The organism is Chitinispirillales bacterium ANBcel5, assembly GCA_029688955.1.
In the GTDB taxonomy this organism is placed as follows: Bacteria; Fibrobacterota; Chitinivibrionia; order Chitinivibrionales; family Chitinispirillaceae; genus Cellulosispirillum; species Cellulosispirillum alkaliphilum.
The window spans coordinates 30274-42533 of the sequence record JARUKZ010000036.1; the positions used below are offsets into that span (position 1 = coordinate 30274).

General features: G+C 42.7%; 12 protein-coding genes. 5 read left to right on the forward strand and 7 right to left on the reverse strand.

The genetic code is table 11. The annotated features are described in order from the left end of the window. Positions 1 to 149 precede the first annotated feature (149 nt). The gene (locus QA601_15375) at positions 150 to 1718 is read right to left on the reverse strand and encodes a GLUG motif-containing protein (GenBank protein ID MDG5816477.1); all 1569 of its coding nucleotides are present in this window, start codon (positions 1716 to 1718) and stop codon (positions 150 to 152) included. A gap of 382 nt (positions 1719 to 2100) precedes the next feature. Between QA601_15375 and QA601_15380 the strand changes: the two genes are divergently transcribed. Continuing rightward, the gene (locus QA601_15380; protein ID MDG5816478.1) at positions 2101 to 2334 is read left to right on the forward strand and encodes a hypothetical protein; all 234 of its coding nucleotides are present in this window, start codon (positions 2101 to 2103) and stop codon (positions 2332 to 2334) included. A 283-nt stretch (positions 2335 to 2617) separates the two neighbouring features. Here the strand turns inward: QA601_15380 and QA601_15385 are convergent, their stop codons facing one another. Both QA601_15385 and QA601_15390 read right to left on the reverse strand, forming a co-directional pair. Next, positions 2618 to 2779: an FYVE zinc finger domain-containing protein gene (locus QA601_15385; GenBank protein MDG5816479.1), complete on the reverse strand. Its 162-nt coding sequence runs from the start codon at positions 2777 to 2779 to the stop codon at positions 2618 to 2620. A 249-nt stretch (positions 2780 to 3028) separates the two neighbouring features. Then, positions 3029 to 4069 (reverse strand): low specificity L-threonine aldolase, encoded by a 1041-nt coding sequence (locus QA601_15390; protein MDG5816480.1) that lies wholly within the window; start codon positions 4067 to 4069, stop codon positions 3029 to 3031. Between the two features lie 94 nt (positions 4070 to 4163). On the opposite strand from QA601_15390, the gene QA601_15395 reads away from it, so the two are divergent. Beyond that, entirely contained in the window at positions 4164 to 4721 is a 558-nt protein-coding gene (locus QA601_15395) for a superoxide dismutase family protein (protein ID MDG5816481.1), read from the forward strand. Between the two features lie 7 nt (positions 4722 to 4728). Here the strand turns inward: QA601_15395 and QA601_15400 are convergent, their stop codons facing one another. The 3 genes from QA601_15400 to QA601_15410 are packed head-to-tail and all read right to left on the reverse strand — an operon-like array spanning position 4729 to position 7213. Continuing rightward, positions 4729 to 5316: a phosphatase PAP2 family protein gene (locus QA601_15400; protein ID MDG5816482.1), complete on the reverse strand. Its 588-nt coding sequence runs from the start codon at positions 5314 to 5316 to the stop codon at positions 4729 to 4731. A 10-nt stretch (positions 5317 to 5326) separates the two neighbouring features. Further along, positions 5327 to 6211: a DUF2520 domain-containing protein gene (locus QA601_15405; protein ID MDG5816483.1), complete on the reverse strand. Its 885-nt coding sequence runs from the start codon at positions 6209 to 6211 to the stop codon at positions 5327 to 5329. Between the two features lie 33 nt (positions 6212 to 6244). Then, a complete protein-coding gene (locus QA601_15410) occupies positions 6245 to 7213 on the reverse strand; it encodes a KamA family radical SAM protein (GenBank protein ID MDG5816484.1) in 969 nt (322 codons plus the stop codon). Between the two features lie 285 nt (positions 7214 to 7498). Here QA601_15410 and efp point away from each other — a divergent pair, with 285 nt between their 5' ends. Further along, on the forward strand, positions 7499 to 8062 hold the full coding sequence (gene efp, locus QA601_15415; protein ID MDG5816485.1) for an elongation factor P: 564 nt from the start codon (positions 7499 to 7501) through the stop codon (positions 8060 to 8062). Next, on the forward strand, positions 8062 to 9072 hold the full coding sequence (gene epmA / locus QA601_15420; protein ID MDG5816486.1) for an EF-P lysine aminoacylase EpmA: 1011 nt from the start codon (positions 8062 to 8064) through the stop codon (positions 9070 to 9072). The genes efp and epmA overlap by 1 nt, the downstream gene beginning before the upstream one ends. A 2359-nt stretch (positions 9073 to 11431) precedes the next feature. Here epmA and QA601_15425 read toward each other — a convergent pair. Beyond that, positions 11432 to 11821: a hypothetical protein gene (locus tag QA601_15425; GenBank protein MDG5816487.1), complete on the reverse strand. Its 390-nt coding sequence runs from the start codon at positions 11819 to 11821 to the stop codon at positions 11432 to 11434. 247 nt (positions 11822 to 12068) lie between these two features. On the opposite strand from QA601_15425, the gene QA601_15430 reads away from it, so the two are divergent. Next, positions 12069 to 12218, forward strand: coding sequence for a hypothetical protein (locus QA601_15430; GenBank protein MDG5816488.1), 150 nt, complete (start codon positions 12069 to 12071; stop codon positions 12216 to 12218). Positions 12219 to 12260: the final 42 nt, after the last annotated feature.

Consider the following 12260-nt stretch of genomic DNA (forward strand, 5'->3'; position numbering starts at 1 on the left):
CCAAATAAAAGAGATAAAGTATCTAAGAATTTACGGGATTAAGAGGCTGTGGACCATAAGTTTTGAGCAGAAAAAGAGGAAATTGTTAATTTTTATCTTCTTCAATTAGTAATTGGTCATCAGTAATTACTAATTACACTATCGCCATTTCACCTCTTCACAACAAATCTCCCTGCACCATTCCACCCGCATTCACTTACAACCACATACTGAAACATACCCGAAGCTAAAAAGGGAAGCTTCACGCTTTGTTTATTTCCGCTATAGCCATTCGAAACAAATACTCTCTTTCCCGTGAGTGTGTAAACAGAAACAGTTGCATTGGTAAGTGCCAGTCCGGTTTCTATGGTTAAAACTGACCCTCTGACAAATACATGCATATTTCTATGTATAGGAGCGCTTTCCCTGTTTCGAAGAGCTTTTACCACCGGACCTTCCTGCCACCTCAAATAGGGATACGAAAGAGTTTCATCAATTGTCCATATAGAATCGAAATCCCAACCGGTGAATGTAGCAGCCTGTTTTAATTCAGCGGTACTCTTTCCTTCACCAACTAAACTCTCCTGAAGCCCCGAAGTTTCCATATCCCAAAAACTGTTTTCGATAACAATGTTTGTTGTATCCCTGCTATGCCCTATAAATCCGCCTATGTTTTCCCAACCTGCTTCATCACCGAGTACCTGCCCTGTTGAGTAGGAATTTATTACCGATGAATTGAAAGCTTTACCTACAAGCCCTCCCACGCTTTCACTACCTTGTACATTTCCCATACTAAAGCTGTTAATAATGGTTGGATCACCCCCTCCATTCCCCCCTGCAAGACCACCAACTTCGGTACCACCCCAGACATTTGCGACTGAATAGCTCGCCGATATTAATCCAGGGCTTCTGTTACTACCTACAAGTCCACCGACCATCCGTTCACCGTAAACATTTCCTTCAGAGAAAGTTTTTTCGATTACCCCGTTACTGTTACTACCAGCTAAACCTCCAACACCACTACTACCGGTTACTTGAGCAGTGGAATAACACTTGTAAATCTTACCAGCATTGTACCCTGCTATTCCACCGGTAGATAATTCACCAACGATTTGAACGATGGAATATGAGTTCCGTATTTCGCCTGCATTGAAACCGACTAATCCTCCACAGGCATTTTCACCCGTTATCCTCACTGTGGTATAACTGTCTTCTATTGTAGCATTATTCCCACCGAGTAATCCCCCAATCGCACGATTGCCGGAGAGCTCTCCGGTGCAATAAACACCTGTGACCATGCCACTGCCATAACCGGCCAGACCACCTACATATTCGGCTCCGGTTATATCTATATCGACCAACCCCAGATCAGTTATTTCCGATTCAACCCCAAGTCTACCAAAGAGGCCGATATATTGATCCTCATCTCTGTTTATATACAGATTTACTATCTCAAATCCGTTTCCATCCAGTTTTCCGTTATACGAATTGGTCCACGAATCACCGATCGGTTCCCATCCCTCACCATCATTGTAGGGATAGATACCAAGATCGATGTCATTCATTAGTTTGAAATGTTTATCCGCGTGATCTGTTCCGAGGTAATTTCTTATACTATCGAGCTCAAAAGCCGTTGTGATCTGCCAGGGATCAAACTCCTCCCCGGTTCCCCCATGAAACTGAGCCCAAACACTACCACACAGCAGTAACATAAGTGATACTACAACTGAGACTACCATAGAAACCCCCTCAACACGTGTACGTGAATTCGCTTCTCTGATCTGCACATGGGTAAAGAGATACACCAGCTTAAATTGGGTCAGGTCAGGGCGATGTGTAATGTGATAATAATGTAGATGTAATATAGTAGATTTGTACAGTAAAGTATAGGAAGAAAGTGAACTTGAGTGGCAATAGTCATTTATATTAGCTGTGAGCAATGATAACTTTACCTAAATATTATGACTCTTGTATTCTTTTTATACGTTTTTTCTGTTCATATCTATAATTCCAAATTTTCTCATTCCAAATTCTTTCTACGTGTCGCCCGAGGCGAAAGTGGCCACCCCCCAGAAAGGTCTGGTGACAAGTGAAAGGTTCCTCACGGGGGCGCCAGGAGGCTTGCTTGCCACGTGCAAGCGTGGAGGGTTCTTTTTTGGAGGGGGGTGCGATCTGCGATCATTATTTATTCGTAAAAACAACCAATCCTTTGATAGTAAGTTTATTATGCTCATTCAGATCCAGACCTTAGAGCTTTATGAGTTTATTTTTACACTTCCCGGGACAATGCTCCGTGCTGTAAAAATTAATCGCCAGTTCGGGGATTGCCTTGGTAAAACAGTGGATGGAGGGTAGCGAAACATGAATTTTTCTCTGTTCCTATCTTTTATTCCAGTTTCTACTTCCTACCGGGATAATTACCTAAGGGTCCCCCCAAACGGGTCCTCTCACGCTTTTACCATTGCCGCCCGGGGGTGACCCAAACTAACGCCTTTAGCCCCATATAAAAGAGACGGAACGACCAGGAGGCTGCGGGAAGGTGAGAACAATTGTTACCCTCTCGACATCGCCCCAGCTTGTATCGGAACAATTGGCTTTGGCCAATAGTTCAAATTAGACTATAGCTGATCTTTTTAGATCAGCTTAATTTGTCATAACATTTCTGACAGTAGGTATTTCCACTATTGGGGATAGAGCTGTCTTCTATTTCAGAACAGTTTGGACAGACCAGGTCTCCGCAATCAGCACATAAGTGCCCGCTTTGAAGATCGAAATCACCTTCGCAGATAGGACATTCCATGATCAATAACTCCTTTCGCAGATTAATAACTACTATTGCATCATGAAATATGTGTTATCAAATACAGAGCCAGAAAGACGCGTGGGAACGGGCAGGCAAGAGAGTTTCAGGAGATGGGAAATTAGACATCATTCAAACGGTATCTCTATTCCCAACTTTCATTCCAAGTTCCTGATTCTCACATTCACAATTCACTTTTGAGGGTCGCCCGCCTCATTGGCAGTAGCTACTGGGTAGGAGGGCAAATCCCTAGCCCCCAATCCCTTTCATATCATTTATCAAAAGATCGATATCCTTCACTTCAGTATTCCAGGAACACATAAACCGGCTATATCCGGTTACAAAAAACTCATAATACTCCCACCCCATCCCCTGTAACTCAGAAGAGAAAGATTCTGGCATCGACAGAAGCACAGCATTCGCTTCACAAGGAAAAACCCGGGTAATCTGTTTGATTTCCCCAATCCTTTGCTGTAAAATCCCGGCACAGCGATTAGCATGCATGGCATTGGAAACAAAGCTTCCGCTTTTAAGCATCTTATACCACGGTGCAGCGAAAAAGCGCATCTTTGATGCCAGTTGTCCGACCTGTTTACACCTGTAGTCAAAATCTTCAGCCAATTGCTTATTAAAAAAAACTACTGCTTCTCCTGCAGGCATTCCATTTTTTGTTCCACCCAGACAAAGTACATCCACTCCCCTTTTCCAGGAGAGCTCTGCCGGTGAAAGCGTTAGCGCCGCTAAAGCATTGGCAAAACGAGCGCCATCCATATGAACAAACAATCCATACTTTTTCGACAGTTCCCCCACCGCTTCCAGCTCATCGGGGGTATACACTGTGCCAACTTCAGTCGGCTGAGTGACACTTACTACCTTGGGCCGTGGATAGTGAACATCATTTCGTCTGGTGATCAGATGCTCCAGTTTTTCGGTATTAACCTTACCATTTTCACCATCAACTGTAAGAATTTTTGTACCATGAGTGAAAAACTCCGGCCCACCACACTCATCCGTTTCGATATGGGCCAGCTGGTGACAGAGAATGCTTTGATAGGATCTACAGAGCGATGAAAGTGCAAGTGAATTTGCTGCCGTTCCGTTAAAAACAAAAAAGACTTCACAGTCTGTTTCAAAAAACTCACGAATGGAGTCGGCAGCCTTAGCTGTCCACCAATCCTCACCATATGACCGGCTACACCCGGTGTTTGCTTCAATTATAGCTTCTATTGCTTCAGATGAAATACCAGCGGTATTATCACTGGCGAACTGACATTCTCTTAAATCTCTCAAGCCCTTCCCCTTTCTTTTTGTTCCAATAAAACAGAGGCACTCTTATTGCTATTCTACTTCAATACCAAAACAAAAAACAGATAAAGGAGTGGTTATGCGCAAAAACTGTCTTACTATTTTGGGAATCACCGTATCGTTGCTGTTTTTTTCATGCCCTGCAACAAGAGACCCAATCGACATTGGAGTTCTCAGAGCCACAGCACAGATGCAAAGTTTTGGTGAAGTCGACATTAGTGGTACAATCGATTTTTCCGAGGTAATCATGCATGGAACCCATATTTTTGGCGATATACAGGGCCTTGAACCAAACAGAATCTATGCGATTCATATTCACGAGTTTGGAAGTTGCGAAGACCCCGATGCGCCGGGTGGACATTTCGATCCCGGTGAAAGCGGCACTCACGGCCCCCCCGGTCTCTCCCCGGGAGCAGGACACGCCGGTGACCTACCCAATATAATTGCAGGACCGGGTGGTATAGCTCGTATTGATTTTGTCACCAATGCGCTTGGTTTAAGAGACTCCGACTTTTCCGTTATCGGAAGAACTATTGTACTGCATTCTGATGAAGATGATTTCACCACCCAACCCGATGGTGGTGCCGGAATCCCGTTAGCTTGCGGCATAATAGAACCAGTCGAAGAAGAACAGTAAAGGTGAATTATTTCCGTAATTCACCTTTCACTTCTTTATTTACTTTAAACTTTAGAGTAATTGTCTGGTAAGCATAATAGACAAATAATCCCACCGCAGTGCCAAATATCGCACCCGAAAAGACGTCTGCAGGATAATGCACTCCTACATATACCCTTGTATAAGCGATAAAGACAGCAAAGAGGATAAACCATATCTTTTTTGAAGGGTAAAATGAACTAAAAAGTGCAGCCTGAGCAAACACATTCATACTGTGTGATGATGGAAATGAAAAGGAACTTCGCATACTGGTAAGAAACCTTCCCCCTTCAATGAAAAACTCCGGATGTGATGGCCGTAGTCTGCCAAACAGGGGCTTAAGAATTCTGGCAGAGACCGGGTCACTAATGGCAACAGTAACAAGTGACAAACCAACCACAATCAACGCCTTCTTCTTCTCTTTTCTTACAAAGAAAATAACAGCTATAAAAGCAGGTATAATCCAGAAATTAGGATGAGTCGCACGGGGAAGCAAAAAGTCCAGAAAAGGGTGTATCAAAACGCTATTAAAAAATAGAAACAACTCCTGGTCGATCTGTTTTAAAAACTCTAACATCTAAACACCCCTATTCATTATCGTTGAAAATTAAATGTCTCATCTCATTAATTGCAGTTGGATCTATCTGTGCCTCTTTAGCTACCATCTCCAAAGACACACCACTTAAAGCCTTATAAATATCGTAGTATAAGGCACTCTTTTTTTTCAGTTCCGAAAGCTCACCCCTGATCGTAGCACTATCACCCCGGGCAACAGGACCCGTCAAGGCAGCGCTAAATCCATGGTTTAAAGCATTGTTGAGAGTTTCTGGCGTGAGCGCGTTTAGTAACATCTTTGCCTGATCACTGCTAAGCCCCGAGCTGCAGAGCAGATCAGACCCCGCCTTCAACAGTGCCACTACCCCGCCACAAAGCAAAACTGCTGCTGCGTGATACATCTTTTTACTCTCTGTGTCGATTTCAAAAAAGATCCCACCAGCCCCCTCAAATGCCTGCTTCAAAAGATCCAGGGCACCACTATCACCTTCACCCCCACAGGGAGTTTTAGAAAAGGTGGATGATGCAACCGCAGGATCCGCAAAAGATTTGACCGGATGAACTGAAGCAACCAAACACCCCCGAGCTTTCAGTGATGACAGTACGGAGCTTGAATGGTATCCGCTGCAGTGAAAAACAATGGTCCCGGGGCCTACCAGTTTCTTTTCGGCAAGACTTTGAGCACACTTTTCAATCTGATCATCTGGTGTTGTAATCATCACCACATCAGAACATAAAAAGGTATCGGTAGTTATTGTTTCCCCTTTTAGAGCTATAAAATTTGCTGCGGACCAAGACTTATCTTTGAATGAATCTAAAACACCGATAACCTTTAATATACCTGATCTGTGCAATACTTTTCCAAGGGTCGAACCTGCCTTACCCGCACCGATAATTGTAACTGTTTTAGTTGCCATCTCTCTTTTTCTCTGGAATTTAAGCAATGCGCCTCAGGCGATCACTGTTTTGTGCGCTTCTCCGGCGATCTCTTTAACATATCTTGGAACGGCATAGCCAGGTAAAATCTTACGTAATTGCCCCATAATGGCAACACCTCTGGATTCATCAACTTCAAAGTGAGCTGCCCCATTGACCCTGTCCAGCTGATGAAGGTAATATGGTATCACACCCAGACTGATAAGTGTTTTAAAAAGATCACTTAAAACCTGCGAAGAATCGTTTATCTCCTTTAAAAGTACTGTTTGAGAAAGTAGGGTGACACCAAAAGAACGTAACTTATTCAAAACAACCTTACATTCAGCGCCAATTTCCTGAGCATGATTTACGTGTACTACAATTATACAGTTTTTCTCTTTAACCAGCTCATCAATGAGCGCCAGCAAAGAGTTATCTATGCGAAGAGGAAGAGTTACAGGCAAACGTGTATGAATCCGAATCGTTTTAATATGGCCAATTCTTTTAACACTGTTTAGTATACTTACCAGTTCAGAGGTTTTTGTAAGCAGTGGTTCCCCACCACTTAATAAGAGTTCATCAATGGTTTCATTACTCCGTAAGTAGTCTAAAGCCTCTTTATACTTCCCTTCATTTGTACCGGAAGCAGGCAAGCTGACGCATCGTCTGAAACAAAATCTGCACCTTCCGGCACAATCCTGTGAGGTTATCAATAGTGCTCTGCTTGTGTACTTATGAAGAAGCGAAGGGGCAACGAGAGCAGAAAGATCCCCCACAGCATCATCACTGTACCCATTCACACACTTCTCTTCCTGTGCACGTGGAAGGATTTGAAGCAGCAGTGGGTCATACCAATCCCCCTTTTTTATCTGCTGAAGATAGGTAGAGGTGACAGAGAACGGAAACTGAGGATGTTGCAGTATTGAGTAGGGCGCATCTTCAACTCTAAGTGAAAGTCGGCTAAGCATTTCATCTATAGAAAGAATCATCATATTTTCAAACATTTTTCACCACTTCTCCGGGGTAGTTTTATCACAAAAGGAGGCAAAGCAGCTATCTTTTATTCTAAACCATCATTAGGAACGCATTGTGCTTAAAAATACATCAATGAACCGATATGATTAAATTTCAGAGGTTTTTTTATTGAATTCTCATTTTTTTGGTCGAAATCAGTATAAAAAGGCAGATTGTTCTCCTGGTGAGCGTAGTTTTTAATTGATAGAGATATATCCAATAGCTTATTTTCTAATGTCTTTTTTTATAACTTATGTATGAAGGAAAATGTTAAAATGGGTACAGTGAGCACAAATGAATTCAGGAAAAAGCTGAAAGTCATAATGGATGGTCAGCCTTGGATGATAATCGAAAATGATTTCATCAAACCCGGTAAGGGCCAGGCTTTCAACAGAGTGAAACTAAAAAATATGATCACAGGACGAGTACTGGACCGTACCTTCAAATCCGGTGAAACCATAGAAACCGCCGATGTGACAACAACAACCATGCAGTTTCTGTACACCGATGGTACAGCATATACCTTCATGGATACAGAAACTTTCGATCAGATTGAAATTCAAAAAGAGCAGCTTGGTGATGATGTGAAATGGCTCAAAGAAAGTGTCGAATGTGAGGTTTCGCTGTGGAACAATCAGGTGATTTCTGTCTCCCCTCCAACCTTTATGGAATTTGAGATTACCTATACCGAACCAGCCGTAAAAGGTGATACCGCTACCAACGTAACCAAAAAAGCAACCATAGATACTGGCTACGAAGTCGATGTACCGCTATTTGTAAATATTGGTGATAAAATTAAAATCGATACCAGAACCGGTGATTACCTTGGCCGGGTTTAATGCATAAAGGGGATGGATGTGCTCACCACATCCATCTTCTCACTCCTGATATGTCACACCACTTTACCATTCAATCGGCAAAACTACGAGCTTCGGTTTTAGCTCACATAAGGGAATTCTTCAGGCAAAGAGATGTTCTGGAGGTCGATACCCCACTGCTTTCCCATGGTACATCAACCGACTGTTATCTGGACATTTTTGAAACCAGGTTTCACCCCGGTGGGTACAACGATTCTGATAAAAGCACCACCCTGTATCTGCAAACCTCTCCCGAACTGCTCATGAAACGCCTCCTTGCTCAGGGCTTCCCCGATATTTTCCAGATCTGTAAGGTTTTCAGAAACGGTGAATGGGGTCAAAACCATAACCATGAGTTTACGATGCTTGAGTGGTACAGAAAAGAGATGAGCATGGAAGAGCTAATTGGGGAGATTGCGGAGTTATGTATCTCTGTGCTTGGAAAAAGAGAAGTGAAGTGTGTCAGCTACCAGGATATTTTCAGGCTCAGTACCGGTATAGATCCACTTGAAACATCAGTGGAAGAGTTGCTTAACTATTGCTCCGATAAAAACAGACCCCCGCCGGACTGCCTGGAAAAGTGTGACCTTTTAAATTACATGATGACTGAGTTTGTGGAGCCATCAATGGAAAAAGAGGTGCTTCTTTTTGTGCACAATTTCCCTGCTCCACTGGCGGCCATGGCTAAACTTAATCCCCAAAACCCTGACACAGCGCTGCGTTTTGAACTTTTTCACCAGGGCCTTGAGATCTGTAACGGATATGAGGAACTTGCCGACTGCGACGAACAGTATAAAAGAATGGTACAGGATAACAATAAGCGCCTGAAACTTAACAAACCCAAACTGCCTGTTGATAAGAGGTTTATAGAATCGATAAAGCATCTGCCTCCCTGTTCCGGTGTAGCGCTTGGCGTGGACAGATTACTAATGCTTGCCTCCAATTCCTCCACTATCGAATCGGTGCTTCCCTATATCCATAAAGAGTGCTGAAAATGGAATCTGTTAGTGTTTGCTATGTGAAGGCATTGTATCGCATCTGTAATCGCTAGACTTTCTCAACACTTATATGTATTCCGTTTTATTCTTGACGTATCCAGGCGTTGGTACAGGCAGATAAACTGAAACGTTTTCTATCTTAGAAGATTGACCGGCACTATCTCTATAATAGCTGCAAGATTTTTCTCTATCAACGAAAGGTTTCCTACCCTGGCTGCTTAAGCAGTTTTGAGCGGCAGTTCCTCGAGCCTAGCCGAGAGCAGTTCCTCGAGCGTAGCCGAGAGGCGTAACTGTTTAAATATACTATGAAGAATCCGCTCAAGGTAGGAAACCTGGGGCTAATATAGAATACCCCTTTGGGGTACTTTATCGATGTACCGGGCTTTGGTGTTGGAAATAGATAACAGGATTTATATGGGGCTAAAGGCGATAGACTGGGTCACCCCCGGGCGTCAATGGTGAAAGCGTGTGTAGACCCGTTTGGGGGGACCCTTGGGCTTTAATCGCGGGAAGGAAGGGAACTGGAATAACATTCCTGCTATAGATCCAAATCTTTTACGATCCTCCATAATACTAATGTACACGAGAAAAAGTCGATCGCTTGGTTTTGATCTTTTTCATAAGCGCTGAAAGCGCGTGATTCTATAGCCCGGGGTAAGCCAGTCTTCTGGCGCAGCCCCGGGTATTGGTGCCAAGAAAGATCCCAAGCGCTGAAAGCGCGTAACATTTGTTGGAGAGTAAGAGATTTGGATTTAGAAAAAGAGATTTTTATGGGGCTAAAGGCGATAGACTGGGTCACCCCCGGGCGTCAATGGTGAAAGCGTGTGTAGACCCGTTTGGGGGGACCCCTGGGCTTTAATCGCGGGAAGGAAGGGAGAATGGAGTTTGGTTTTGATCTTTTTCATAAGCGCTGAAAGCGCGCAATTTAAGAGCCCGGGGTAAGCCAGTCTTCTGGCGCAGCCCCGGGTGCAGGCGCAAAAAAAGATCCCAAGCGCTGAAAGCGCGGGATATTCTGGTGGTATTTGGATATGCAGGAATAATGAATCTCACAACCTTTTTTTTCGTTCCTCAGTCACTTAGAAATGAATCTCACAACCCTTTTTTTCGCTCCTCAGTCACTTAGAAATGAATCTCACAACTCTTTTTTTCGCTCCTCGGTCACTTAGAAATGAATATCACAACCCTTTTTTTCGCTTCTCAGTCACTTAGAAATGAATCTCACAACCCTTTTTTTCGCTCCTCAGTCACTTAGAAATGAATCTCACAACTCGTTTTTTCGCTCCTCGGTCACTTAGAAATGAATCTCACAACTCGTTTTTTCGCTCCTCGGTCACTTAGAAATGAATATCACAACTCTTTTTTTTTATTTCTACTTCATAATGTTAAGTAAATTGGACTCTGATTTTTATTCCTAAGTCACTTAGGAGCCTCATTTGAACCCGTTTTTTGACTCCTAAGTCACTTAGGAGTCAAAATTAGAACCCGTTTTTTCATTTCTAAGTCGCTTAAAAGCCTCATTAGAACCCGTTTTTTTATTTCTAAGTCACTTAGAAGCCAAAATCAGAACCCGTTTTTTCCTTTCTAAGTCACTTAGAAACCAAAATCAGAACCCGTTTTTTCGTTGCTAAGTCACTTAGAAACCAAAATCAGAACCCGTTTTTTCGTTGCTAAGTCGCCTTTAAGGCCAATTGAACAGACTTTTGACCAAAAACGTTACAACATCGGGTAGTTTTTACTTACCTGGGAAGGAAAGTGGAAAAAAACAATAATCGATCATCTTTTCCTTTTCCAGCTCATCGCTCAAAGATCGCCCCAGGTAGAGAATCCATGGGGGCTGATATAGAAATCCCCTTTGGGGTATTACATATAATTCCCATCGGTTTAATCTGGCTAACAGACGAATTTGTATCTCCTATGGTTTTTGTAGAAGGATTGTTCCTTCCCCCTGCTCCTTCCTGCTCAACAGGGCGGCTTCTATTGTAGATGATCCTTTCTTTGGCCTATGATCTCTCTTTTAAGCGCTGAAAGCGCGTAACATTTGTTGGAGATTAAGAGATTTGGATTTAGAAAAAGGAAATTTATGGGGCTAAAGGCGGTAGACTGGGTCACCCCCGGGCGTCAATGGTGAAAGCGTGAAAGGATCCGTTTGGGGGGACCCCTGGGCTATGATCGCGGTAGGGAAAGCTCGATTCGCAGGAAAATACGTAATAAAGGCAGCTTCCCCAACAGTAAGTACCAACACCAGCCCTTAAAAGGATCTTAGCAAAAGTAACATTTATAATCTTTTTACAGTAGTAATAATGAAAGAATCTAAAACATAAAGCCTTTCAAAAACAGGCTTTATGTTGAATTATTATGCAACAACATCTACTACAGCAGTAACTTCAAAGGTTGATCTGTCACCACCGGTTTTGCTTCCAGTAAAAATGAATGTCCAATTCCCACTTATTCTTCGATAGGCAATATCCTGAGCTTGTAATGGAACAGTTTCACCTTCTATGGTAACGATGTTGTGAAAGTTATATTCATAGTCTTCCCCTAAAGGATCAATAATTACGACTTTAATAAGCTGGATATCCATATTTGATTTAGCAAAAAACTGTATACCTGGTGTGCCGTCAATACGAGCGACATTGGTACTGGTTACACTTATTCCAGGGGGAGCGGTCGAATCACTGCCGCTACAGCCATGAAGTAAAAAGAAGGTAAGTAAGCTGAAGAGAAAAATTCCAGGTTTTTTCATAAGACTCCTCCTGAACTCAAATAGTCTGAGTGCACTTTTTATGAATTCGGACACGCTGATGCCCTACCCCTTCCATTTAATAACTTCAACTTTCATACCAGCAATCTACAGTAACTTATAGCACTGGAATCAACTTTCGGCTACTATTACTCACCCAGATTAAACATTTAGGTCAAATTAAGTGCATAGACCCTATTTTTTGAGGAGCGGCAGATACTATCTCAAGCTTGAAAGATTTTACAATCGTTTGACAATTAGAACAATTGATTATAATGGTGAAAGTGGAGTCGAATATATCAGCATTGAAGATGCTCTAACCTATTGCGATGTAGATTTTGAAACTTGCCTATCATTTTTCAGTGCATTTGCTTTCATGGCTGGAACCCGATATTACTAGTGAAAAATCAGGAAATTTTGCGACCCATGACGATAATTATTA